Annotated in this window: 24 protein-coding genes; 11 read left to right on the top strand and 13 right to left on the bottom strand. The window is 57.5% G+C overall.

All coding sequences use genetic code 11. From position 1 onward, the window contains the following. Position 1: 1 nt before the first annotated feature. From RRU01S_RS20085 to RRU01S_RS20055, 7 genes are read left to right on the top strand one after another with little or no spacing between them, the layout of a single operon-like run. Positions 2-1,435 carry an MBOAT family O-acyltransferase gene (locus RRU01S_RS20085; protein WP_045231990.1) on the top strand — a complete coding sequence of 478 codons (1,434 nt, stop codon included), beginning with the start codon at positions 2-4 and terminating at the stop codon, positions 1,433-1,435. Positions 1,436-1,445: 10 nt separating this feature from the next. Continuing rightward, on the top strand, positions 1,446-2,564 hold the full coding sequence (locus tag RRU01S_RS20080; RefSeq protein ID WP_052816139.1) for an alginate O-acetyltransferase AlgX-related protein: 1,119 nt from the start codon (positions 1,446-1,448) through the stop codon (positions 2,562-2,564). Beyond that, positions 2,551-3,315: a hypothetical protein gene (locus tag RRU01S_RS20075; protein ID WP_045231989.1), complete on the top strand. Its 765-nt coding sequence runs from the start codon at positions 2,551-2,553 to the stop codon at positions 3,313-3,315. The genes RRU01S_RS20080 and RRU01S_RS20075 overlap by 14 nt, the downstream gene beginning before the upstream one ends. After that, on the top strand, positions 3,308-4,642 hold the full coding sequence (locus RRU01S_RS20070; protein ID WP_081880137.1) for an alginate O-acetyltransferase AlgX-related protein: 1,335 nt from the start codon (positions 3,308-3,310) through the stop codon (positions 4,640-4,642). Before RRU01S_RS20075 ends, RRU01S_RS20070 begins: the two co-directional genes overlap by 8 nt. Before the next feature lies 1 nt (position 4,643). Further along, entirely contained in the window at positions 4,644-5,270 is a 627-nt protein-coding gene (locus tag RRU01S_RS20065) for an alginate O-acetyltransferase AlgF (protein WP_045231988.1), read from the top strand. Positions 5,271-5,279: 9 nt separating this feature from the next. After that, positions 5,280-8,015, top strand: a complete 2,736-nt coding sequence (locus tag RRU01S_RS20060) for an SEL1-like repeat protein (RefSeq protein ID WP_045231987.1) — start codon at positions 5,280-5,282, stop codon at positions 8,013-8,015. 11 nt (positions 8,016-8,026) lie between these two features. After that, positions 8,027-9,058 carry an alginate lyase family protein gene (locus RRU01S_RS20055; RefSeq protein WP_045231986.1) on the top strand — a complete coding sequence of 344 codons (1,032 nt, stop codon included), beginning with the start codon at positions 8,027-8,029 and terminating at the stop codon, positions 9,056-9,058. A gap of 77 nt (positions 9,059-9,135) precedes the next feature. Here the strand turns inward: RRU01S_RS20055 and RRU01S_RS20050 are convergent, their stop codons facing one another. Beyond that, entirely contained in the window at positions 9,136-10,515 is a 1,380-nt protein-coding gene (locus RRU01S_RS20050) for a cytochrome P450 (protein WP_045231985.1), read from the bottom strand. Positions 10,516-10,621: 106 nt separating this feature from the next. Between RRU01S_RS20050 and RRU01S_RS20045 the strand changes: the two genes are divergently transcribed. Then, positions 10,622-11,302 (top strand): TetR/AcrR family transcriptional regulator, encoded by a 681-nt coding sequence (locus RRU01S_RS20045; RefSeq protein WP_045231984.1) that lies wholly within the window; start codon positions 10,622-10,624, stop codon positions 11,300-11,302. Between the two features lie 58 nt (positions 11,303-11,360). Here the strand turns inward: RRU01S_RS20045 and RRU01S_RS20040 are convergent, their stop codons facing one another. The 5 genes from RRU01S_RS20040 to RRU01S_RS20020 all read right to left on the bottom strand — a co-directional run bounded on the left by RRU01S_RS20040 (position 11,361) and on the right by RRU01S_RS20020 (position 16,238). Then, the gene (locus tag RRU01S_RS20040) at positions 11,361-12,680 is read right to left on the bottom strand and encodes an NAD(P)/FAD-dependent oxidoreductase (protein ID WP_045231983.1); all 1,320 of its coding nucleotides are present in this window, start codon (positions 12,678-12,680) and stop codon (positions 11,361-11,363) included. Positions 12,681-12,763: 83 nt separating this feature from the next. Next, positions 12,764-13,885, bottom strand: a complete 1,122-nt coding sequence (locus tag RRU01S_RS20035) for an enolase C-terminal domain-like protein (RefSeq protein ID WP_045231982.1) — start codon at positions 13,883-13,885, stop codon at positions 12,764-12,766. Between the two features lie 26 nt (positions 13,886-13,911). Continuing rightward, positions 13,912-14,691 carry an amino acid ABC transporter ATP-binding protein gene (locus RRU01S_RS20030; RefSeq protein ID WP_045231981.1) on the bottom strand — a complete coding sequence of 260 codons (780 nt, stop codon included), beginning with the start codon at positions 14,689-14,691 and terminating at the stop codon, positions 13,912-13,914. Continuing rightward, positions 14,688-15,350, bottom strand: coding sequence for an amino acid ABC transporter permease (locus RRU01S_RS20025; protein WP_045231980.1), 663 nt, complete (start codon positions 15,348-15,350; stop codon positions 14,688-14,690). The genes RRU01S_RS20030 and RRU01S_RS20025 overlap by 4 nt, the downstream gene beginning before the upstream one ends. Before the next feature lie 60 nt (positions 15,351-15,410). Further along, positions 15,411-16,238: a transporter substrate-binding domain-containing protein gene (locus RRU01S_RS20020; protein WP_045231979.1), complete on the bottom strand. Its 828-nt coding sequence runs from the start codon at positions 16,236-16,238 to the stop codon at positions 15,411-15,413. A 232-nt stretch (positions 16,239-16,470) separates the two neighbouring features. Here RRU01S_RS20020 and RRU01S_RS20015 point away from each other — a divergent pair, with 232 nt between their 5' ends. Further along, entirely contained in the window at positions 16,471-17,412 is a 942-nt protein-coding gene (locus tag RRU01S_RS20015; protein WP_045232048.1) for a LysR substrate-binding domain-containing protein, read from the top strand. A gap of 111 nt (positions 17,413-17,523) precedes the next feature. Further along, on the top strand, positions 17,524-18,423 hold the full coding sequence (locus tag RRU01S_RS20010) for a bestrophin family protein (RefSeq protein ID WP_045231978.1): 900 nt from the start codon (positions 17,524-17,526) through the stop codon (positions 18,421-18,423). A gap of 30 nt (positions 18,424-18,453) precedes the next feature. Here RRU01S_RS20010 and RRU01S_RS20005 read toward each other — a convergent pair whose 3' ends face one another. From RRU01S_RS20005 to RRU01S_RS19995, 3 genes are all read right to left on the bottom strand, one after another. Then, positions 18,454-19,470 carry a Gfo/Idh/MocA family protein gene (locus tag RRU01S_RS20005; protein WP_045231977.1) on the bottom strand — a complete coding sequence of 339 codons (1,017 nt, stop codon included), beginning with the start codon at positions 19,468-19,470 and terminating at the stop codon, positions 18,454-18,456. Continuing rightward, entirely contained in the window at positions 19,463-20,515 is a 1,053-nt protein-coding gene (locus RRU01S_RS20000) for a Gfo/Idh/MocA family protein (RefSeq protein WP_045231976.1), read from the bottom strand. The genes RRU01S_RS20005 and RRU01S_RS20000 overlap by 8 nt, the downstream gene beginning before the upstream one ends. 82 nt (positions 20,516-20,597) lie before the next feature. Continuing rightward, positions 20,598-20,840 (bottom strand): hypothetical protein, encoded by a 243-nt coding sequence (locus RRU01S_RS19995; RefSeq protein ID WP_045231975.1) that lies wholly within the window; start codon positions 20,838-20,840, stop codon positions 20,598-20,600. A 219-nt stretch (positions 20,841-21,059) separates the two neighbouring features. Between RRU01S_RS19995 and RRU01S_RS19990 the strand changes: the two genes are divergently transcribed. After that, complete coding sequence (locus RRU01S_RS19990) at positions 21,060-21,923, top strand: SDR family oxidoreductase (RefSeq protein ID WP_081880136.1); 864 nt, start codon at positions 21,060-21,062, stop codon at positions 21,921-21,923. 56 nt (positions 21,924-21,979) lie between these two features. Here RRU01S_RS19990 and RRU01S_RS19985 read toward each other — a convergent pair whose 3' ends face one another. Genes RRU01S_RS19985 through RRU01S_RS19970 form a run of 4 tightly spaced genes read right to left on the bottom strand, consistent with a single transcriptional unit; the run spans position 21,980 to position 25,071 of the window. Further along, a complete protein-coding gene (locus tag RRU01S_RS19985; protein WP_045231974.1) occupies positions 21,980-22,312 on the bottom strand; it encodes a hypothetical protein in 333 nt (110 codons plus the stop codon). Continuing rightward, entirely contained in the window at positions 22,309-23,196 is an 888-nt protein-coding gene (locus RRU01S_RS19980; RefSeq protein WP_045231973.1) for an NAD(P)-dependent oxidoreductase, read from the bottom strand. Before RRU01S_RS19980 ends, RRU01S_RS19985 begins: the two co-directional genes overlap by 4 nt. Positions 23,197-23,251: 55 nt before the next feature. After that, complete coding sequence (locus RRU01S_RS19975; RefSeq protein ID WP_045231972.1) at positions 23,252-24,007, bottom strand: SDR family oxidoreductase; 756 nt, start codon at positions 24,005-24,007, stop codon at positions 23,252-23,254. 32 nt (positions 24,008-24,039) lie between these two features. After that, entirely contained in the window at positions 24,040-25,071 is a 1,032-nt protein-coding gene (locus RRU01S_RS19970; RefSeq protein WP_045231971.1) for an L-idonate 5-dehydrogenase, read from the bottom strand. Position 25,072 lies beyond the last annotated feature (1 nt).

The following is a 25,072-nucleotide window of genomic DNA, read 5'->3' as shown; positions in this document are numbered from 1 at the left end:
GATGGTATTTTCGTCCGAAATTTTCCTGTTCATGTACCTGCCATGCTTCCTTATTGCCTATTATCTGACGCCGCCGCGGTTTCGTTCACTAACAATCTTGATCGGCTCCTACGTTTTTTACGCATGGTGGAGGGTCGACTTTCTTGGCCTGTTGTTCGCCACCACGGTTTGGGTCTATTTTTTCGCGATTTTCATCGAGAAAAATCTCGGTCGCCCATTGGCGAAAGCTCTGATGATCGTTGGCATCACGGGTTGCCTGCTCGTGCTTGGAATCTTCAAATATCTGAACTTCTTCATCGATAGCATCGCCGCCCTTGGCGGAACAACGCCGGATGCGATGGGCTTTCACTGGCGGCTCATCCTGCCGATCGGCATATCCTTTTATATATTTCAGTCCGTCAGCTACCTGATCGACGTTTACCGGCGTGATACGCCTGCAACCCGTAACTTCATTGATCTTGCCGCCTTCAAGGCGCTGTTTCCGCAGCTTGTCGCGGGCCCTATCCTGCGGTTTCGCGATCTTGCCGGCCAGTTCAAGCATCGCGAGCACAGCCTGCAGAAATTTGCTGATGGAACAGCGCTTTTCACGATTGGCCTCGCCAAAAAGGTACTGATCGCAGACAGCATCGCGCCGCTTGCGAACGCGGTCTTCTCCAACCCCTCGCCAACTCTCGTCGAATCCTGGACGGGCGCTATCGCCTACATGCTCCAGCTTTATTTCGATTTTTCGGGATACAGCAACATGGCCTGCGGCCTGGGTTTGATGATCGGCTTTCAGTTCGTCAAGAACTTCGACATGCCCTACACGAGCCGCAGTATCACCGAATTCTGGCGTCGCTGGCATATCAGCCTTTCCACATGGCTGCGTGACTATCTCTACATCTCGCTCGGCGGCAGCCGGCTGGGGCCTTTGCGCACCTATATCAATCTGTTCCTCGTCATGTTGCTGGGTGGCCTGTGGCACGGTGCGAACTGGACATTCGTGATCTGGGGTGCGTGGCATGGCGGTTTACTGGCAATCGAGCGGGCAACGGGCTGGGACAAGCAAGCCACGCGTCACTGGGTTTCTTTGCCCCTGACATTGTTGCTGGTTCTGGTCGGCTGGGTCGTCTTCAGGGCGGAAAATTTGTCGATTGCGGCAAATATCTACGCCGGCATGCTCGGCTTCCACGGTCTGCCGCTCACCTCTGCGCTGTCTCTGGCCTTCACGCGAGAGGCGCTGCTGATGCTTGTCGTTGCAACAGCGGTTGCAGCCTTCGAGCCCTGGCTGCGCGATCTCTTCCAGCCTGAGCAGGACGTGACCTTTAGCGCCGATGGAACCATGGTCATGCAGACCTCGGTTGCGCTGCCGCTGACCGTTCTTCTGCTGGGTGTCGTGACCGTTCTGAAGCTTGCCGACAGCGCCTACTCCCCTTTCCTTTATTTCCAGTTCTAGGAGCCCGCCCATGACGGCCATTCGTTCGTCTCTTGCAATCCAGCTTCTGATACCTGCCGCGCTGTTTGGCTATGCAGCCTTCGCCAACTTCGGCATGCCGGAGCGCTTGCAGCCCGCCCATGTACAGGACGATCTGTCGCTTACATCGGTTTTGAATGGTGGTGTGACGGTTCATTTGGAGAAGCTCTACCGTGATGGTCTGCCCCATCGACAACTCGCCGTCGAAATCATTGGCGCAGCCCGGTACCTTCTTCTGGGAGAAGGAAGGCGAGGGGTCGTCTCGGGACAGGACGGTTATCTCTTCACCGATGAGGAGTTCCGCTCCCCCGCTGATATCGACGCTTATCTGACGGCCTCCGTGGACCATATAGCGGCGATCTCGAAGATATTGAGTGAAAAAGGCGTGCAACTGGCCATGGTTCCGCTGCCAGCCAAGAGCGATGTCTATGCAGATGAGGCCAAGCAGTCCGCAGCGTCGTCCTACAGCGAAAAGCTCTATGATGATTTCAGGGCACGACTTGAAGCGCGGGGCGTCAAGACCGTCGACACCCGCTCGGCGCTGATGTCAGCCCGTCAGGACCGCCAAGTGTTTTTGAAGACCGACACCCACTGGACGCCTGCCGGTGCACAGGCGGTCGCCGGTGCCGTCGCGACACAGGTGCTTGGAGAGAAGCCTGGAAACTATGAGATTTCGCCGGGTGCCGAGGACCGCATCGAGGGTGATCTAGTCAAATACGTCACCGGTGGCGTTTTTGCGCCACTCGTCGGTCTCGGAAACGAAACCGTGACGCCCTATCATTTGGCGCAGACATCTGGCGATCAGCCGGTCGATGACATCTTCGGCAACGCAACGCGCATTCCGGTTGCACTCGTTGGCACGAGTTACAGCGCCAACGAACTCTGGTCCTTCGCATCCTTTCTGTCGTTCCAGTCTGGACTGGATGTTGCCAATGCCGCGCTGGTTGGCCAGGGGCCGGTCGCACCCATGCGCCAATATCTTGCCTCTCTGGAAAACGTCGATTCCCTTCCGCAAACGGTGTTGTGGGAATTTCCGGTTCGTTTTCTGACCGACGCAAAACTTTGGGCAGCAACGCCAGCAGCAATGGAGGTCGGCCATGCAAAGCTCTGATACCCCCCGCTTTCGGATTTTCAGCGTCGTCTTCTTGGCATCTACCATGATGTTGGCAACGGTGGTCGGTGCCGATGCCCAGCAGCGTCGCAAGGCTGGTTTCATCGCCGGCATTACGCGCACGGACCAGCTTCCCACCCTGGAATTGCGCGATGCGCGCAAGCGTATGGTCAAGAAGCAGCGTATCTCCTATCGGCAGCTTCAGGTTCTGGCGGATCGCGGCGATAGTCTGGCGGCCATGCTGGTTGCCAAACAGCTCTATGAAAAGCCGGAACTTGCAAAGGATGCCCTGCACTATTTCACCATGGCTGCCGCCGCCGGTCGCTCCGGCGCGGTCAAACCGCTCGTTGCGCTGGTGCGGAAGATCGACCCTGAACCTGCCAATCGGAAGCGTCTCGATGCCGCAGAGACCGTCTTGCGTGCTCATGCCGCACGCGGCGATGAAGCTGCGTTCGAAGGGCTTATGGGCGCATATCGGTCTGGCACGCCTTTCGAAAACAGCCCTGCGAAATATGCCGCGTTCCGCGCCAGTGCCGCACATCGCGGCAATGCCACTGCCGCGCTGGAAGAAGCCATCAGCCTTATCTCAACCAACGGCTTGACCACTAAACGCAGTGAGATCGAAGCCTATCTGGTGGTTGCGGAACGCTCTGACGACTTGAAGACCCAGAGTGTGGCTGGCGCGCTTCGACGCAAGCTCGCTTCTGCCGCGGCAACGGAAAGCCCGATTTCTGGAGACATGAATGAGTAGCATTTTGAACATTCGTGCACCGCTCATTGTTTCCCTGATGTGTATGGCTTTGTGGTCATCTCCCGTCATGGCTTCGAATTTCGGCTGCACCGGCCTTGAAGAAGACCCTCTCGTGGCATCGGTCGAAGGCAAGGACGGGTATTTTTTCCGCGTTCTCGCCGATATCCGGATGCAGCATCAGCTTGGGGAACATACCGCAAAGCAACTGGCCGAAGTGGCACGGGCGCTGGAGGCCAATGGCACCACGCTGATCTATGTACCGATCCCCACCAAGAGCCTGACGATGCCGCAATATCTGCCGGACAGAACCGCCGAGCTGGGGTTCAATTACGAGATCGCCAAGGTCGCCTATGACGAGACGCTTGCAAAATTGCGCCGCAACGGCGTCGTGACCGTCGATGTGCTCAAGGCGCTGCAAAGCAACGATCGCAAGCATCCGCCGTTTTTGCAGGCAGACTTCCACTGGACGGCATGGGGCGCACAGGCTGCCGCCAGCGAGGTTGCCGCGACGATCAAAGCCTTGCCCGGCGCAGACGGTTTGCAGAACGCAACCTTCGAGACGAAGTCGGCTGGTCGCCAGCAGATTATTTCCACCATGCGGCGCTTTCTTCAGGCGTCATGCGTGTCGTCGCTACCGGCTGCCGAAATGGAAGCCTTCGAAACGACGGAAGTCATCACCTCAGGCGGTGCGCAGCTCGATATTTTCGGCAATACTGATGAGGGCGAGCAGGTTGCGCTGGTCGGTACGAGCTTTTCCGATCTTGCTCCGGCAAATTTTGCAGGCTTTCTCTCTCAGCAACTGGGAACATCCGTCAACAATTATGCGGTCTCAGGCGGCAACCAGTTTGGCTCCATCACGGCATATATCACCTCGTTGAATTTTGCGGAAAAGCGGCCGCGCTTCCTGATCTGGGAAAACCCGATCTACAACAATCTCGGCAAATTCGGAGATGCACCGTTGCGCGAACTGGCCTCCGCCGCCGTCAAGGTATGCGATAGCGGCGCATCGCCGGAATTTTCTGCCTCGACTGAAAACGTGCTTGATCTGGAGCTGCGGCCGGAAAGCCTGGAAGGCCCGTCCGTCATTCTGGCCTATGCCGGTAACGAGAACAGCCGTTCCGCCATGCTGCGTGTCGGGCTTGAGGACGGGGACGTCATCGAAACGCAGATTTCGCGTCCTGACCGTGCGGCATCCAGTGGACGCTACTACTTCCCGTTCGATGCCAGATCCAAGTCCGTCAAGAATGTCCAGATCACGTTCGACACCCTGTCTCCCGAAAGCGCCAATGTGAGCATTTGCCACACGGCCAGCACAAAGGACAACTGACATGAACCATAAAACGATGTCTTCCATAGCCGTGCTAGTCGCAGGGTTCGCCGTCACGACAGGGCACGCACAGGATGCTGGACTGTATGGCAAGGCCGTCGATCCCAAGGCATCCTTCGTGCGGGTTGTGAGCGTTGATCAGCAAACAGCGACGATCGGCGGAAAACCTGTGCCACCGACGCAAGGCGTCTCGCCCTATGTGAATGTGGATGCCGGCTCTGTGGAGATTTCCTCTGGCGGACAAAGCGCAGTCATGACGGTCGAGCCAGGCAAATATTACACGATGACGATGGGGCTGGACGGGGAGCGCATTTTTAGCGATGCGGTCAAAAACGATCCCGCCAAGGCGCAGCTTTATCTCTATAATTTGAGTGACCTTGCCAGCATCGACCTGTTCGTACCGGCTGCAAAGGCTGTTGCGCTTAAAGGCGTGGCGGCGGGTGAGAGCATGGATGTCGCGTTAAAGGCACCGCTGTCTCTGGCCTTCGAGATACAGAAGGACGGAACGGCTGTTGCCAAGACCGAGACGATCGATCTCAAGCGCAAGGCTGCCTACTCGATTGTGATCACCGGTGCCAACGGTCGCTATAGCGCCGTTGCTCTCGAAAACAACCTTTTGCAGCGATAGGAGGCCTTCATGTCTTTTTCTTCCAAAAACCACGGTGCTCTGGGCTTTCTTCTCTCCTCTGCCATGTTGGCCGTGTCAGCAACTACCGTATGGGCAGCACCGTCAGAGCCGCTTAAAATCGAATTCCTGCCTCCGGTGGTGGAGCCGGCAAATATCTGCATTCAGCGCGCGACCGATGACGATATCTCGAAGCGTTGGACATCCTGGGACCAAAAGACGCTGCCGAGCACGAAAGGCTGGATCATCCTGCGTGAGGCACAGAGACTGCGCGACATGGACGCGACGCGCAATTTCCAGCTTGTCGACAGCATGATCGAGCGTCTGGGTGAACGGAGCGATCTTTCTGCCAGTGACGTCATGGCGGAACGGATCTCGCTCTATTTGCGCGCCAGCAAAATTACGGAGCTTGAACAATCCGGTCTCCTGAAGAAGCTTTTCGAGCTTGGCAACGGCATGTCGGCGCGTGAGATGAAAATGGCAGCGGACCTCATCTCAAGTGGCCTCGTAAAGGACCAGGGCGGACAGGAAGCGGTCGAGAAACTGCTCGTGCGGGCAGCATCGAACGGCCATGCGGATGCCTTGCTGACCCTGGCAAAGTTGCAACTGGACGGCAAGCCTACGCCCGGTTGGGACATGGAACCATCCTTGGCGATCACCATGGCGCTGGGCTCCATGGTCGGCAAGCTGGACGACAGAATTTGCGAACGGATCGGTCGTATCGCCCGCGAATTCGAAAAGGGCGAAGTCGTCGCTGCGAATCGTCACATTGCCGAGGCATGGTTGAGAGTAGCCGCCGACCTGGGTGATGGAACGGCTGCCTGGAAAGTCGCCCGTTACCATATGGAAAGTACCGCCATCGAGAAAGATAACGACATTCTCTTGCGGTATCTCAAAATGGCGGCCGACCGCGGCATGATACCGGCCATGGTGGAATTGGCCAAGATTTACAATGCGGGCGCCATTGTCGAAAAGAATGAAACGCTTGCCCGTCAATATTTCATCAAGGCCGCGGATGAAGGCAATCGCGCCAGTCTGACACACCTTGCCAGCCTCTATAGAGCGGACACTGACGACCTTCGTTCCGTCCAAGCCTATGAGGAGACGCTGCGAAAGCTCTCGGAACTGCCGCAGCCTCCGGTGTGGGCCTTCTCCAGGCTCGGAACTCTCACGCTTGAGAAACACGGTCAATGGGCCGGTGAAGCAGAGGCAACCGCCCTGTTTGAACAGGGGGCAAAGCTGCGCGATGTTTCCTCCATGCGCAGCCTTGCCGACATGCGCTTGCGACACGTCGATGAGCCGGGCCGCTTCAATGAAGCGACGAACCTGCTCCGCTCCGTGCTTGAAAATTTCGGCGTCACCGGCACCGTCAATGATCTGAAAGCGGCCTATCTTTGCCGGCGACCGGGCGGTCCTGATTTTCAGGAAGCTGCAAAGTGGCAGCAAATGAACGACGAGGACGCCGCAGCGAGCTGGCCTCTCTGGCGGATCGTAAAGCTGGTACGCCGTCCCGACGCGGTTGAAATTGCAGCGTTGCAGTCCGAGGCGTTGTATGGCCGTGCCGATGCACTGGCCGCCTATCTCTATTATCTCAAGTTGACGCATGCCGATGAGCCAACGCTGCGGCAATGGACAGCCAAGGTCGCGGCAGATGGCGACGCTGGTATAGGCCATGCCAAGCTGTTGCTGGCTGCCGCAACGAACGAAAGCATGAAGCAGGACGCGCTTCGCTTGTACGTTTCAGCGGCTGAAACCGGATCGGTCACGACGCGTGTTGCTGCCGCCAATGCGGTCATCGCAAACCTTCCTGAAAACGAGACGCTACGCAAACTGGCGCTGGATTATCTGGAAAAAGCCAGCGCAGAAGGCAATGGCCGCGCCATGCGCACTCTGGCGTCGTTGCGCGATACGAACAGTGTCTACGCCCAATACGCCAGTGTAATATCGACCAATGGCGATGCGACCGCATTGATGTTTGCGGCTGAGGCGGACCGGTCCGTCGATGCGCAAAGCCGCCTTCTGTCTATGGCATCGTCCATCATGGACTGTAATTTCGAAAACGCATTTGCGTTGGCAAAGGCATATGGCCCGGTTGACAGCGCGAAGGCCGATAGCTGGATGAAGGTTGCAGGGGAACTGACCGAGCAACGTGGCTGGCGGTTCAGGCTGCTTGGTGATTTTGCGTCGAACGGACAGGGCAAGGATATGTCCGAAAAAGCCCTTGCTCTTTATGATGCTGCGGTGCGCTTCGGTGACATGAAAGCAGAGATGGTGCTTCTGAGCCATTACTCCGACCCGGGCAAGAAAAGCTACTCCAAGGACAAGGCCGCCAATGTCGTTTTGTCCTCCATCAAGAACGCGACGCCCGACCAGCTTTATGATCGTGTCGCACGCATCAAGAAAATGAATGGGCCGGTGCGCTCGCTGGTCCTGTCAAACCTGGATTTGCATGCCATCTATAAATCAGCCGCAGAGAGCGGAGACCCCGGTGGTATGAGAGAATATGCCAAGTTTATCGTAACGGAACCAAGACCGGGAGAAGATGTCAAACAGGCGCAAATGTTGCTTGTTGCGGCAGCGAACTTCAACGATGTGCCGGCAATGCTGATATTGGCCCGAAATCATGCCTACGGAATTGGCGGACCGGTTTCTCTGGACGAAGCCCGCGTCTGGCTGCGCAAAGCATCGGACCTTGGTAGTGACGAAGCGGCAGAAATGCTGACGGGTATGAATGCGAAGATCAATTGAGGAACAGAAATATGACCGGATTTTTCCTCAAACATGTGGTGCTCGCTGTGGGCCTGAGCACCTGTTTCTTCCAGACCAGTGTTATGGCGGCGGAAGAGTGCCCCACCGTGCAGCCGGTGGTGAATATCGATTTACCATCGCGATACAAGGATGATGACAGATCCCGTTCGGAGATCGATGAAAAACTGAACGCCGAAGTCGAAAAATCGCTCGCGCCGATCGACGGCTTTATTCGCAATATGGCAGATGCGGCCAATAAAACGCTGGACGAAAAGAAGGCCGGTGCCGCAGCAGAGTGCATTTTTCGCAGCTTGGCGGGTTGGGCACAGGCCGGCGCCTTGACGCAGGCCGAAACCATGAACGCGCATCTGGCACTTTCCTCCCGAATTGCCGGTATTTCCGCCGCCTATGCCAGAGCGCTGACCGTGGAAAAACCGTCTGCCGCAGACATGAAATCGATTGAGGATTGGCTGGCCGCACTGACGGAAAAGCAGATCGTCTACTTCGACACGCAAGCCCCGCCCATGGCGTCCCGTAACAATCACCGGGCATGGGCGGGCCTCGCCGCAGCGCAGGTGGGCGCCATTACCGGCCGACAAAACCTGATGGATTGGGGTGCGCAGACAAATCAGATGTTGATATGCTCGGCAGGCCCGGACGGCAGTTTGCCGGAGGAGATGAAACGCAAGGACAAGGCGCTTCACTATCAACTCCACGCCTTAGCCCCGATCGTGATGACAGCACGTATTCTCTACCCCTCAAGGCCGGACAGTTTGGCTGTGTGCGACGGCAAGCTCGACAAGATCGTCGACTTTACGGTTTCCGCTTTGGCAAATCCTGAAATCGTCGCGGATATTGCTGGCACGAAACAAAGCTTTCAAACCCGCAAAGAGAAGCTGAAAGCCTTTCAGATTGCCTGGCTTGAACCGTATCTCTATCTACAGAATGATGACATGGCGCTGAACCTTGCCAAGTCGTACCGCCCTTTGGCCAACTCATTCCTGGGTGGAAATCTGACCAAATATTATGAAAACGCCGAGTGAACGGCGAGGATCGCGCCGTTCGGTCAAGTCGAAACTTCTATCTTCGATAGCGTCGACATCATCCATGTCTCAAAGTTTCAATCAGCGCACTTGCGCGGAGCCAGTTTCATGTTGAGCGGCTGGTTCGGACGCAATGTGACCTTCATGATCGGCGTTGGGGCTGTCGGCTGAAGTGCTGACAGCCTGACTTTTTGAAGCATAACGGCCAGAATAACGACGGCTTCCATGACTGCGAAGGCGTTTCCTATGCATACGCGAGGCCCGGCGCCAAAGGGCATGTAGGCGTAGCGGTGCCGTGTCTTTGCCGCTTCTGGAGAAAAGCGATCGGGATCGAATACCTCTGGATCGGACCATAGAGATGCGTGGCGATGAACGGCGTAGATCGGCACGATCAACACGGTGCCTGCTGGAATGCGGTATTCACCGAGCTGGAAATCCTGCAGAGCGGTTCGGGTGATGATCGGCGCGGGCGGATAAAGGCGCATGGCTTCTGAAAACACCTGGCGCGTATAGACCAGTTTCGACACGTCATCCGCAAGCACGGGCCTTCCCGCTGTCACGGCATCGATCTCAGCCAGGACTTTCGTCTCGACCTGCGGATGCCGGGCAAGGAGATCGAATGTCCACGCGAGCCCAAGCGCCGTCGTTTCATGGCCTGCGGTGATGAAGGTCATGAGATTGTCGACGATCTCGGCATTGGTCATCGTCCGCCCGGTCTCGGGGTCTGATGCCGATAGAAGCATGTTCACCAGATCAAGGCGGTCGTCGGGATTTTTCCGCCTCTCTTCGATGACGCTGCCGAGGCTGGAGCGCAGAAATTCAACGGCTGCCCGCGCCTTGCGACGTCCAGGATAGGGTATCCATTCCGGTGCGTGCAAAAGGCCAAGTGCAAAATTCCAGCCGGTCGGCTCCAGGAAATCGGAAATACCCTTTTCAACCTTTGCCACGTCGATGCCATGCCCGCCCGACATCATCGTCTCGACGATAATGTCGAACGTCGTGCGCATCATCTCATGGCCGACGTCGAGCGTGCCGTGGCCCTTTTCAAGCCATCTGTCGCGGGTGCGCTCAGCCGCGGCGATCATCGTCGGCTGTAGTTCGAGAAGCTTGTCGTGACGAAAAGCGCCTGCCACCGACTGGCGCTGCCATTTCCAATTGGCACCGTCTGCGGTCAGCAGTCCCTCACCGAGCGCCGACCCAAGCGCGCGCCGAACCTGATCGCCCTTGCCCAGCACATCTGCGTTTTTGACCAACGCCTCGTGGATCAACACGGGGTCTGCCAAATAGACTTTCAGTTCCCCGGCGGTCTTTGAGAAAACAAGCGGCTCTTTGAAGATCGATGGGGGAAGCGCATCCAGCGGATTGCGAATGATCGCCGCCAACGCACCCAGCGTCGATTGTGGCGTCAACGGAAAGTCCGTCTTCAGTTTGCTGTCGTCGTGAAGCGCTGTGTCCATGGCGTGGATCCTTGATTGCAGGCGAGCGATAAAGTACCCGTTTAAGGTATTCGCCTTATCTTGAAATAAGGTGTTCACCTTAAACTTACAAGAGGTCGTGCATCACATGGCTGCGGATGACGCAAAAGGAAAAACCAAGGGTGTCAGCACGCGCGACCGCATTTTGGATGCCACTCTAGCACTGTTTAATGACAGAGGCCCCGACCGGGTGACGACCGCCGAGATCGCACGGACGGTCGGCATCAATGAGGGCAACCTCTATTATCATTTCAAGACTAAGGAAGCGCTGCTGCAAGCGCTGTTCAAGAGATTGGAGGAAGACGCGACTGCTTTCATGACGGATGCGCGTTCAAACACCATCACCGATCCTGGCATTTATTCGGATTTCATGCGCCGCTGGTTTTCCATCATCTGGGCTCACCGATACATCTTTCGGGATTTGCCCGGCATCATCGCCATTGCGCCATCCCTCCGTGAGCCAACCCGAGAGCTGAGCACGAGGATGCGGCGTGTGGTGGAAGGGACGCTTCATCAGATGACTGACGCGCATTTGCTAAAGGTTCCAGATGAGGAGACACCACGGTTGCTTGCCAATGTCTGGATCGTATCGACCTATTGGGCCGTGTATCTCAGCCTTCAGGAGGGAATTGACGATCTGGGGCCAGAGCATCTGGATTGGGGATTGGGCCAAGTGGCGAGCCTGTTCAGACCGTATTTGTCGGAGGTGGCGAAAACCGAGCTCACGTCGATGCTTGGTCGCTCTGTTATGCAAACGCAGGACCAATAACGGTTTCAGCCGAGGCGATCAGTCTGGCAGGGGCGTTTGTTCGGACCAGCACCTGCGGTTAGACGCGACCGGCTTCCTCAGCCTCTTTTCTGAGTGGGTCCTTACCCAACCTGAATCGCCTTGGCGAATAGGCTTGAATATCGTGCGCCTGGCCTTTGCCCGTTATGTGCCCGGCGACAATTGCGCCGGTGATCGGGCCCGAGGCAAAGCCGACATGCCCGTGGCCAAAGGCATAAAAGACATCTGCCGAGCGGCTTGACCCGCCGATGACCGGCAAACCGTCTGGGGTGGATGGGCGGTGACCCATCCACTTGTCGATCTGAATATCGCGCATCGCGGCAAGCGCCGGATAGGTTTTTCGGGCATGATCGAGAAGGATATCGACACGGTGCCAATTGGGCGGCGTATCGACCGAGGCAAGCTCCACCTGGCCGGAGAGGCGAAGACCGTGCGCAGTCGGGGTATTGGCCATCTTTCCATCGCTGGGCATGACGGGGTACCGAGGGCCGCCGGTTTCCACCTGTATGACCCCGTGATAGCCACGCTCGCTTTCGAGCGGTATTCTGTCTCCGGCAGATCGTGCCAATGCTTTCGACCAAGCGCCGGCAGCAACCACCGCATGATCGCAGCTAATAAGCCCCTGATCCGTCTGGACACCGGTCAAGCGCTCGCTCTCGAATGCAAACGCCAGTGCCTTGGCTCGGATCAGTTTTGCTCCACCTGCACAAGCCACTTGGACGATCCTGGCAACATAGGCGCTTGGATCGAGGCAATGCGCGCCATCTTCGGCCAGGATCGCAAAGGAATAGCGCGGGTCGAGGCTCGGCTCGCGCTCTGAAAGCACTGCTTTGTCCAGTTCACGCCAGCGAAGGCCGGTCATGCGGCGCAGATGCCACGCCAACGCCTCCTGTTCGAAGGCGCGCCGGTCTGGGTATGCGTAGAGCAGGCCGTCCTGACGAATGAGGTCTGGCAAGCCCAGTTCCTCACTCAAAACCCGATGCCGCTGCGGGCTGTCGCCCAGCAAACGGCTCAAGGCATGAGCCGTTGCTTCCACCCGTCGAACCGATGCCCCCGCCCATAGGAACCGCAGCAGCCATGGTGCAAGCTTTGGAAGATGACGCCATCTTATGACCAGAGGACCCTCCGGGTTCAGCAGATAGCCTGGGACTTTCTTCCAGAGACCGGGCATGGACATGGGAACGACCGAGCCGGGACTGATCCAGCAGCCATGGCCATAGCTCGCGGCTTGGCGACCGCCGGGTTCACCCGGATCAATGATTGTCACCTCGTGCCCTGCACGCACGAGTTCGAGCGCAGTGCATGCGCCGACGATCCCCGCTCCTATGACGACGATGTGCTTCTTTTCCACACTGGACATCGCTGTTTTCCCAAATTTTGCAATCGTCTCGCCCGCGCCCACAGCTAGGCCGTGATCGCTGGACGCTTTCTTGATCTTCGTTGTCAGTGCTCGGCGAGTATCCGGGCATTCGATTTCAAAGAGTGATCAGAAACCCTGATGCCGAGGCCGGGCCCATCCGGCACCACCACTTCGCCATTGCGGTTTTCGATCTTTTCCTCCAGCACATCCTCCGTCAGCACATGATGCGGCATATAGAATTCGCACCCCAGTGAAACTCCAGGTGTTGCGGCGATGAACTGCGTACCCGCCGCCAGCGCGACCCCACCTTCCCACAACGTTCCGCCGTAGCCTGGCAGGTGGGCGACATCGGCGATTGCCATCAAGGCCTGCGCATCGAGCAGTCCGCCGGTTTTCATCAGTTTCACGGAAATCGCATTCGCAGCCTGAAGCCTGATGATGTCCATCAGGTCACGGGCATCAAAGCAGCTTTCGTCGGCCAGAATGGGAGTGTCGAGCGCGGCCGTGAGAGAAGCCATCGATGTCAGGCAATCGCGTGGAACCGGTTGTTCGATGAATGTGGGTTTAAACTGATCAACATCGCGCAAGGTCGCTATAGCACCAAACGGCTGAAGCGCCTGATTGTAGTCGATCCGCAGGTCAATCTGATCGCCGAAGGCATTGCGCATCGCCTCGAGATGGGCAACGTCTTCCCGATGAGACTTGACCCCCGTCTTCACCTTGAAGATGCGGTTACCCTGCGGGACCATCTGTTCCATGCGGCGCATGTCGGCGTCGAAATCGGGATCGGCGATCGAAAAGGAGAGAGGGATCGTGTCGCGCACTCTGCCGCCGAGAAGGTCTGCGACCGAGAGGCCTGACGACTTGCCGAGAATGTCGAACATGGCAGTTTCGATGGCAAGTTTTGCCTCGCCATGCCCGACCAGCGCCTTTTTCATCCTGAGCGTCAGTTCGCGAATGCGATCGATGCGGGCGCCGATGACGAGAGGCCGCAGGTAGATGTCGATCGCCGCAAATGCGGCTTCCGCCGTTCCGGTAAAGACTTCCCAAGGTGCGGCTTCACCCCAACCGACGATGCCGGAAGATGACGTCAACTCGACCAGAACACGTTTCACGGTTCCCTTGACGTTGCCGACCCCCTGCTGCCGCGCCATCTTGATCGGGCTTTCGATGAGGAAGACGCGGATATTGCTGATCGTGTCCATAATGCAAGGCCTTTGGATGCGGATGGTCAACGGGCGGAAGCACCCTTGTGAAAATGGCTGAGGAAGGTCTTCGTCGCTTCCATTCTGGGTGTGTCGATTACCTCACTCGGAGTGCCTTCCTCGACCACGTAACCGTCCCGCATGAAGATGACCCTATCCGCGACATCGCGGGCGAAGGCGATTTCATGGGTCACGATCACCATGGTCATCCCATCTGCCGCAAGCTTCTGGATGGTTTGAAGGACCTCGCCGACAAGTTCTGGGTCCAGCGCCGATGTCGCCTCGTCGAACAGCATGACCTCCGGTTCCATGGCCAGAGCACGGGCAATTGCCACGCGCTGTTTCTGGCCCCCGGATAAGGTCTGCGGCATCTGTTGCGCGCGGTCGGCAAGGCCGACCTTTTCGAGCTGAGACATCGCCAGATCCGTCGCCATCTTCCTGTTCATCCCTTTGACGTGGACAGGTGCTTCCATGACGTTCCCGAGAACCGACATGTGCGGGAAGAGGTTGAAGTTCTGGAACACCATGCCGGTGCGGGACCGGAATGCTGCAAGCGGCTTGGTCTTAGGGTTCTGGACGGATTTTCCGAACTCGAACATGGTTTCGCCAACACGGATGCGACCGGCGTCGGGTACGACGAGGAGGTTTATGCAGCGCAGCAGAGTGGATTTTCCGGAACCCGAAGGGCCAAGCAATGCAACCACGCCACCCTGTTCGACCTGAAGATGGATATCCTTGAGAACCTCCAGGGGGCCGAAAGATTTACGAAGTCCGGAAATTTCGATCATCGGCGTCGTTACGGTCATCGCCCTTCTCCCAGCTTGCGTTCGCGATAGCGGACATAAAGCGTCAGCGGGAAGAGAATGACGAAATACATGACGGCCACTGCCGTATAGGTCTCCAGCGGTCGAAAGCTGTCATGGGCGGCCATCTGTCCCTGATAGACAAGGTCGGGTACCGCGAGCACGGACACCAGGGAGGTATTCTTGAACATCAGGATCGACTGGTTCATCAGCGCAGGCAGCATGCGATGCAGCGCTTGGGGCAGGATGATGCGGCGCATGGCCAGAGACGGTGTCATTCCCAGAGCCGAGGCAGCTTCTGACTGGCCTAGGTCTATCGAAACGATGCCGCCGCGAATGATTTCCGCGAAAAAAGCACCGCCATAGCAGGACAATGCAAGCAGCGAGGCGGTCATCGGAGTCAAATCGATGCCAGCCACCATCGGCAGCGCGTAGTAGCACCAGATCAGTTGCACCAGCACCGGCGTGCATCGGAATATCTCGATGAAGGCCAGAGACAGGCCTCTCAACAGCTTGAAGCGCGACAGAAGACAGATGGCTGCAGTCAGGCCGATGGTCAGTCCGCAGACGATGGTCGCCGCGGTAAAGCCGACCGTTATGCCCAGCCCTTGCAGGAGCAGCCAACGATATCCCCAAAGGATGGAGAAGTCCCATTCATACATCTATGCGTGTCCAGTTGCCGAGGGGAGGGGTGGCGGGCGCTAGCCCGCCCAATCGACACTTTAGATTTCGAAACCCGGCGGGAAATCGCTTTCCTTGACACCGACAAGACCCATATTGCGGATGATTGCATCCTTCACGAAGCCGCTTTCACGCTGGCGGGTGATCCATGTGTCGGTATATTCGCGCCAGGATTGGTCCTCTTCCCGCCTGAAGCCGGCATTGGACGTGGTAAAATCAGCGGGGGTCGGCATGACCAGTTCGCCGATCGATGGGTTTTTTGCCCGCAGCGTGAGCGCCAGCACCATGACGAGGCATTGCGCGTCCGCGCGTCCGGATTGTAGCGCCGCAGTCGCGTCGCTTGCGGTTTTCAGGCGCGACACCTGTGCCAACGGGGCATGGCGGGAGATCGCTGAATCGTGGGATGAACCGGCATCGACGGCAATCCGCATGTCTGGCTTGTTGAAGTCGTCCCAAGACGTTCCGCCCACATTCTTGCGCGCAATCATCGTGAAGGCGTTTTTGAAAACCGGACCTGAAAAGTCGATGACTTTCTTGCGCTCGGGCGTCGGGTTGAGGCCGAAGAAGACGTCGATCTTGTCTGCTTGGAGATCGAGAACCGAATTGCCCCAGGTCGTTTCCAGAATGGAAAGTTTCACGCCGAGATCATCTGCAAGTTTCTGACAAATATCGATATAGAAACCCCGCCAGGAGCCATCCATCAAACTCTTTTGACAATAAGGAGCGCCATCGGCAACACCGCCGATCCGCAACGTGCCGGAGGATTTGATACGCTCGAGCGAACTGGCCGCAAACAGGGGCCTGCTCATGCCAAAACCGGTCGCAACAGCGCCAAGGCCCAGGACTTTCGTAAATTGACGTCTCTTCATGTCGTTCCCCTGTGTTGGACACGCGATGAAAGCCAGTGAGCTGTCACCATTCCTGTGTCATGCGGCGCTCCCTTGTGGCTGCAAAAGTATCACCCTCCAGGTCTATGCCGGTTTGTGTGTGATGCGCGCAGGCCTTGCCGCAATACGATTGTTGGACCAGCAGGGGTCAAAATAAAAATGTTGAAAAATATTTCTTTCATGACTTTTATTCATGATCATTATCGAGGTCTTCATGCGACGATACCTTCCGTCCCTTTCCGCTCTGCATGCTTTCGAGGCGGCTGCGCGCTACATGAGCTTTACCAAGGCCGCTGACGATTTGGGACTGACCCAAAGCGGCATCAGCCGCCAGATCAAGAATCTCGAGGATTTTCTGGGCGTGACGCTGTTTCATCGCTCGGGCCCAAGGCTGGTTCTGACCGAGATCGGCGCGAACTATTACCGGGATTTAGCGCTGACGCTCGATAGACTTCAGGAAATATCGATCGATGCCGTCAGAGGCCGCGCCATCGACAGTTCGCTGATGATCGGGGCGCATCCGACATTTGCGACCCGCTGGCTGCCGCAACGGCTTTCCTCCTTCATGAAGGCGAACCCGGACGTGCCGCTGGAAGTCACGCCTGCAGTGCCAACGACCGATTTCGAAACGACCCGCCTCGATATCGCTGTTTTAAGAGGTGCGGGGACATGGCTGCATGCGCGTGCTATCGAACTCTTCCCCGAAACGCTGGCCGTGGTCGCGTCGCCGAACCTCATTCCCCTGGGTCAAAAGCTGGAACCCCTGGACTTCTGCCACTTCCCGATGCTTCAAAACTCCACCCGTCCAAGTCTGTGGCTGAACTGGCTTCGCCTTGCTGGCCTGTCTTACAATGGACGAATCCACGGGACACGGTTTTCGCATCATGAGATGATCATCAACGCGGCGATACACGGCATGGGGATCGCTGTCCTGCCGACATTCTACATCGAGCACGAATTGAACAGCGGCCAGTTGCATATGCCGTTCGGAGACCCGATCCGCTCGGACGATTCCTATTTTGCTGTCTACCCCGAGCGAAAGTCCCACAATCCTAACATCATCCTGTTCCGGGATTGGCTGATACGAGAAAGCAGAAAATCCTTCGTGGAGGATGCAGCGAGCAGGTCTCGCATCATAGAGGATAGCGGTCACTGAAGCGGCGGCTACAGGAACGCACCCACGCTTACTGACAGTGATCATATCTCAAAAATGCTGCATTGCAGCATATCCTGCAACGAGATATCCATCGATCAGTCAGGAAATACAATGGTTTTGCCTCAGTCAGCCCGTCTCCACCGGATGCTTCGTTACATCGGTTGGCCACTTGGGCTGCTTTTCGTCTGGGATATCGTTGTCACGCTTGCCTATGTCTATCTTCCTCACCCGTGGTTAAACCTTCCGGTTTTGCCGATGAGCCTTCTCGGTTCGGCGCTCGCTCTGTTCATGAGCTTTCGCAACAACAGCGCATATAGCCGTTGGTGGGAGGCGCGCACTTTATGGGGAGCAATGGTGAACGCATCGCGCTCCTATGGACGCGAAATTCTCTATTTCATTGATGACAAACAGGAAAGCCAGGACTTTCGTCACGAACTGATACGTCGCCAGATCGCGTATGTGAACGCATTGCGCTGTCATTTGCGACGCCAGCCCTGTGAGCCGGAAATCGCGGATTTTCTTCCTGGTGACAGGCTTCGAGATGTGGTCGACGCGGCCAATGTACCCAACGCCATTCTCAATGGTACGGCGGCTCTCGTGAGAGATGCATTTCATGCCGGATGGATCGATGCCTACAGCCGCGTCCAGATCGAGAGAATTATGGTCGATATGAGCAATGCGCAGGGCGGTATGGAGAGGATCAAAAATACACCTCTGCCGCGTGGCTATGCTTATTTCCCCACCTTGTTCGTGCACGGCTTCTGCATACTTTTACCCATCGGCCTTGTCGACAGCTTGACGCTGTTTACGCCACTCGCATCGACCGCTGTCGGCTTCATGTTGTTGGCCATGGATCGCGTCGGCGCGGATTTGCAGGATCCTTTTGAAAACAGGGCGCATGATGTTCCATTGACCTCGCTTTGCAGGACCATTCAAATCGATCTTGAACAGTTGATCGGAGACGAAGCGCCAGCCAAGCCCGTGCAACCCATCAAGAACGTCCTCTGGTGACGGTCGGAACGTTCATTGTTCCAGAGTCGATCACGTTCGGCTTTCCTCCGCTTTCGCCTGTGCTTGAAGTGCGAGTTCGCACACCTTGAAAACATGTTCCTGCGTCATCGCCGTGTCTGTGCGATTGCGAATATCGTCACAGACTTTTCCGAAATAGGGCAGGCCTGCATTCGATGCGTCGATATATTCGCACCTGCCGCCGTTGACGAGGATGAGCCGGTCGGTACCCTCCGTATTGCCGATATCGACATATTTGCGAAGCTCGATATAGCCTTCCGTTCCAAGAATGGTGAGGCGACCATCACCCCACGTGGGCAGGGCGTCGGGCGTGTACCAATCGACGCGGATATAGCCGTGGCCGCGGTCACCGCGCAGCAGCACTTCGCCGAAATCCTGAAGGCCGGGATCATTGGGGTTGTTATAATTGGCAACCGTCGCCGAGACGATGTCTACTTCGGTCGAGCCGGTGAAGAACATGAACTGGTCGATCTGGTGGCTCGCAATATCGGTGAGGATGCCGCCATAGGCCTGGCGGTCGAAGAACCATTGCGGCCGGGTGGCGCGGTTGAGACGGTGTGGACCCATGCCGATGGTCTGAATGACGCGCCCGATCGCGCCTTCAGCAACAAGCTCTGATGCTTTCGTGACACTTGGAACTTCGAAGCGTTCTGAAAAATCAATCGTCCAGATGCGTTTGGTGCGGGCCACGGTTTCACGCAGGCGGGTCAGTTGCTCAAACGTCGTGCAGCCGGGTTTGTCGGACATGACATCCTTTCCCGCTTCCATCGCGCTGATGGCGAGATCGGCGCGTTTTGCGGGAATGTCGGCGATGAGGACGAGATCGACGGCGTCGTTAGCGAGAAGAACATCTTTCGATGCGGCGCGCGGCACATTTGGAAACCGCTTCACAAAGCCGTCCACGACGTCCGGTTCGCCCTCCGTCCACCAGCCCACAAATTCCGCTCCCGCATCGAGCATGTTCTGCGCCATGCCGAAAATATGGCGATGCTCGATACCCAAGGCGACGAATTTTATCGGTCTATGCATGCGTCAATTCCACTTCCTTGCGGGTTTCAGCCGATTGGATGATCGCGTCGATCAAACGGTGCGACAAAAGTGCGGCCTCGCCCGTCACCTCCGGTTCACGACCCGAGGCAATGGCATCGACGAAATCTTCAAAAACCCCTTGGTGCCACGCGTGGGTAAAGGCCATCGGGTCTGCGCCTCCTCCGGTGCCGGATGCCGCGCCGCCGAAGCTTTCCTCGCGCCCGTCGCGCCAGTTTACATGCAGCAGTCCGGACGCAAGTCTGAGGCTGCCGTGGTCGAAGTGCAGAGATATGGATTCCGCCGTCCCCGGGAAACTCGCAGTGCTGGCAACCAATGAGCCAACGGCGCCACTTTGGAACCGTAAGCCAGCGCTGACATAATCCTCGGTTTCCATGGCGTGGAACCGTGTGGTCGCAGCCATCGCCTGCACGGAAGACACAGGACCCGAAAGACTGAGCGCCAGATCGATGGTGTGGATCGCCTGGGATATCAGAACACCGCCGCCATCGCGCGCCAGGGTGCCTCGGCCCGGCTCGTCGTAATAGGATTGAGGACGCCACCAAGGAACAGAGATTTCGCATAGACCAAGCGTGCCCAGCCGCCCCGACGTGACCAGTTCTTGCGCTTTACGGGACGCATCACGCATCCGGTGCTGAAAAATGATGCCAAGAGTGACGCCAGCGCGCCGACACATGTCGACAACGGCTTGCGCCTCTGCCGTATCGCGGGCCACGGGTTTTTCAAGAAGGATATGCTTACCCGCCTCAACCAGAGGCTCGATTATGGTCGCGCGCACATTGGGGGGTGTGGCGATGATGGCAAAATCGACCTCTTGATCTCGCGCGGCGTCTTCGACTGAAGGATAGACGATGACGTCGTGCCCGCTGCGTTCTGATGCCTCGCGAGCAAGCGGCACCGCTCGGCCAGAGCCACTGTCGACGAACCCTTTCAGTCTGATTTTTTCAGGACTTGCGACGCAAGCGAGCATGTGCGTTTTGGCAACCATACCGGCACCGACGATGATACCGGTTTTGATTTTGTGCATTCTGGAGCCTCCCGTCCCACTATGCGGAAACATTGCATGCAGGCGCGGTGCTCGTCAACGAAGGCTCATCAACCGGGGGAGACTATCCTCTGAAGTCACCTTCATTGCTATCCCGCTCGTCGTAATTCAAATCCCATTCTTTTTTTGCTGGTGCCTTTCCCGGCGGGGTCTTGTGTGTTGTTGCGTCGTCTGAGCCGGTGATCGCCCGTGGCTTGGCGCTGGCGACACCATTGTTGTCGCTCCGCTCCAATCCCTTGGCAAACTGGCCTTCGGCATCTTTGTGGATTTTGTCGAGGGGGCGGTCGTTGTCTTCGGAATGTCCCATATCTCATATCCTTTTGGCTTTCCTGCACCGGTGGCGCCGATGGGGTCGTTTGTTCTTTCAAGCGAACCGCGTTCACCACCAATCGTTCCCTTGAGGACGAGCGCACAAGGGTACGGGCTGCCGGTTTTTTTGCCTGGCATTTGGGTGAATGTGGAAAAGTCAGGAACTCACGCGGCTTAGGCTGGTTAGTCACACACCACCCACAATCTGGAGAACCCCATGACCGACGTAAAACGTCCTACGCCACCCTATGCATCGCAGGTCCAGTCGCCGCCCGGTAAGACTGCCGAAATGCATCCAAGACCTGACCATGGGGAAGAATCCTATCAGGGTAGCGGCAAGCTTAAAGGCAAGGTTGCGCTGATCACGGGTGCGGATTCGGGCATCGGCAAGGCGGTGGCCATTGCCTTTGCGCGTGAAGGCGCGGATGTCGTCATATCCTACTTGAATGAAGATGAAGACGCGCAGGATACGGCAGAGTGGATCAAAAAAGCGGGTCGAAAGGCCGTGGTTATTCCCGGCGATATCAAAGCTGAAGAGCACTGCAAATCGCTGGTGCAGCGCACGGTCGAAGAGTTGGGCCGCATCGACATCTTGGTCAACAACGCAGCGTTCCAGCGCACCTATGACGATATTGCCGACATCACCGCTGAAGAGTGGGACGAAACCTACCGGACGAATATCTACGCCCCGTTCTTTCTGTCCAAGGCTGCCGTTCCACATATGAAGCCGGGCAGCACGATCATCAACACCACATCCATCCAGTCTCGCCAGCCGTCTCCGCAGCTTCTTGCCTATGCGTCCACCAAAGGCGCCATCTCGAATTTCACGGCGGGCCTCGCCGCCATGGTGGCCGAGAAAGGCATCCGGGTCAACGCTGTCGCGCCTGGCCCCATCTGGACGCCGCTCATCCCTTCCACGATGCCTGCCGATAAGACCAAAACTTTCGGCGAAAAGACCCTGATTGGCCGGGCCGGGCAGCCCGCGGAACTAGCAGGTGCCTACGTTCTTCTGGCATCGGAACTCAGCAGCTATATGACGGGTGCCGTCATCCCGGTAACGGGTGGCGAGATCATGATCTAACGGCGAACTATCGCCAAAATACAAGATTGGTAGGGTCTTTACCTACCAATCTGCACTTATAGCTTATACTCGTTAGCTGTCGTCACATGGTGGTGGATGCGGCCTTCGAAAAACTCCGATAGCACAGCTTCCGTCGCCGCACGCGCTTCACTGCGCACAGGGCTTGCCAGCGCCTCGTCCACCGCTTGCAGGTCTGGATAGTTGATCGCAAGGATCATCGGTAGTTCCGGCGCACCGTCATCACGGGCCTCGGCAAAAGACACCCGCACATCCGTTGCCTTCGGGAATTGCTGCCATTTCGGCAAGATGCGCTTGATCACGGCCTCGCGAAATGCCTCCGTCTGACCGTCTTTGACCTTGCCCTCGAACAGGGCGTAACGGGTAATCATTCTGACATCTCCTTGTTCGGTCCCTTGAAAAATTCCATTAGCGCAGCTTGATCCTCGCCGCCCAAGCCTGCTGCCGTCAGCATGCGGTGGATTTCGGCGCAGAGGGAGGTCAGCGGCATGGCCGTGTTGGTGCGGCGTGCCAGATCCTGCGCGCCGCTCAAATCCTTGACCATGTTGTCGATGCGCCCGGTGCGCCGGTAATCCTTCGCCACATAGCGTGGCATATATTCCTGCAGAATCGAGCTATCGGCCCGACCACCTTTGAGTGCTTGCGGAATTTTGGCCGCATCGACACCGGCATCAAGCGCCAGTTGTGTGGCTTCGGCGACGGCCAGAAACCCGAGACCACACAGCACCTGATTAATCAGCTTGGTCGTTTGCCCAGCACCGACGGGTCCCATATGGGTGTAGTTGCTGGACACGTCTTTCAAAACATTATGGGCATCCTCGACATCACTTTGCGTACCGCCCGCCATCAGCGTCAACTGCCCCAGCAACGCCTTCGGCGCGCCGCCGGACAGTGGGCTATCGACCCAGCGCAGACCTTTTTCGGCTGCATCTGCCGCAAGCTGTTTGGTGGCATCGGGGTCTATCGAAGACATGTCGATCAACAGCGTGCCGGGTTTGGCACCATCAGCCACGCCGGCGTCACCGAAGATGGCGCGTCTGATGATGCCGGGCGAATTGAGGCTGAGGATGACGTAGTCGCTGACGGCAGCGGCTTCAGCAGCGGTCTTGGCGGAAGAAGCGCCCTTGTCCACGAGAAGCTGGACCTTGTCCTGGTCCAGATCGAAGACGGTGAGGTGATTGCCCGTCTCCACCAAACGGGTGCCGATTGCACCACCCATGGCGCCCGCACCAATCAGCGCGATCCTGTTGCCCATAATCAATCCCCTCCCGGTTGATGACGATACTCAGTAATAGGCTCTCATCGTCTGATCAGAGCGAAGCCGTGATCCCGCCGTCCACATAGAGGATGTGACCGTTGACGAAAGACGACGCATTTGATGAGAGAAAGATGCAGGCGCCGACGAGTTCCTCGACCTTCCCCCAGCGCCCTGCCGGTGTGCGCTTTTCAAGCCAAGCGGAAAAATCGGGATCGGCAACCAGCGCTGCATTCAGCGGCGTATCGAAATAGCCGGGCGCAATGGCGTTGCATTGCAGGCCGTATTTCGCCCAGTCCGTCGCCATGCCCTTGGTCAGGTTGCCGACCGCGCCTTTGGTTGCGGTGTAGGGGGCAATTCCGGGGCGGGCGAGTGCGGTCTGAACGCTGGCGATGTTGACGATTTTGCCTGCACCGCGCTTGATCATGTGGCGCGCCACGGCTTGGCCGACATTGAACACGGTTGAGATGTTGGTCTTGAGAAGGGTCTCAAATGCGTCAGCTGGAAAGTCTTCCAGCGGCGTGCGGTGCTGCATGCCCGCATTGTTGACGAGAATGTCGATCGGGCCGACTTCGCTTTCGAATCTATCGACGGCTTGACGCACCAGCCCGTGGTCGGTGGCGTCGAAAGCCAGCACATGCTGTACGCCGAGTGCGGCTGCTGCGGCTTTCAGCTTGGTCTCGTCACGGCCGTTCAAGATCACCTCCGCACCAGCCGCGGCAAGGCCTTGCGCCATTGCATAGCCGATGCCTTGCGAGGAGCCGGTGATGAGGGCACGTTTGCCTGTGAGGTCGAAAAGTTGGGTGCTCATGTTTCCTCCCGAAACGATCGCTGCTTCATCTGTCAGCTAAAGGCGATCTGTGTCTTCATGGATTGCCCCTTGTCGGAGGCGATTTCGAACGCCTTTGTTGCTTCCGAAAAGGGCAGCGTATGGGTGATCAAGGGTTTGACATCGATCAAGCCACCCTGCATCAGGCGGATGGCGGTGGCAAACTCCTCGTGGAAGCGGAAGGAACCGCGGATGTCCAGTTCCTTGGCGGTGATCGCCATCATCGGCAACGTCATATCGCCGCCAAGTCCCAGCTGGATGATAATGCCGCGCGGGCGCAGCGCCTGAATGCCGCTGACCAGCGCTGGCTGCGCACCGGAGCATTCGTAAAGCACATCGAAATAGCCCTTGGTCTGGCTGAATGGCGCCAGACCATCCGGGTTTTCAGAAAGATTGACCGTGCGATCGGCGCCGACGGTGCGGGCAAAGCCGAGCGCGCGTTCGGAAAGATCGGCAGCGACGATCTCACTGGCACCGGCCCGGCGGGCAGCGAGGATGGACAGCGTACCGATTGGTCCGCATCCGGTCACCAGCACCCGCTTGCCCAGCATCTCGCCCGCGCGCCGCGTGGCGTGCAAGGTGACCGACAGCGGTTCCGCCATCGCAGCTTCTCCAGCGCTTAAGCCATCGGCCTTCACGCATTGTTCGGCCTTGGCAACCAGACGTTCGCGGAACGCGCCCTGGATATGTGGAAAGGGCATGGCAGAGCCATAAAAGCGCATGTTAAAGCAATGGTTCGGCATGCCCTTGAGGCAATATTCGCAGGCGCCACAGGGGCGGGACGGTGAAATGGCAACGAGATCGCCGATGGCGAGATTGGACACACCTTCCCCGAGGCTCGCGATATAACCGGACACCTCATGTCCCAGAATCATCGGCTCCCTGAGACGCACCGCGCCAAAGCCGCCATGGGCGTAATAATGCAGATCGGACCCGCAAATGCCGCCGGTGGCAAGGCGTATCTCGACCTCGCCGGGACCGGGCGCCTCGATGGTCGCTTCATCGATCCGCAAATCTTTGGGCGCGTGAATAACGATTGCTTTCATC

The organism is Agrobacterium rubi TR3 = NBRC 13261 (genome assembly GCF_000739935.1).
Lineage (GTDB): Bacteria > Pseudomonadota > Alphaproteobacteria > Rhizobiales > Rhizobiaceae > Agrobacterium > Agrobacterium rubi.
Note: the sequence above shows the minus strand (reverse complement) of the source record. Positions and strands in the feature narration are given on the sequence as shown.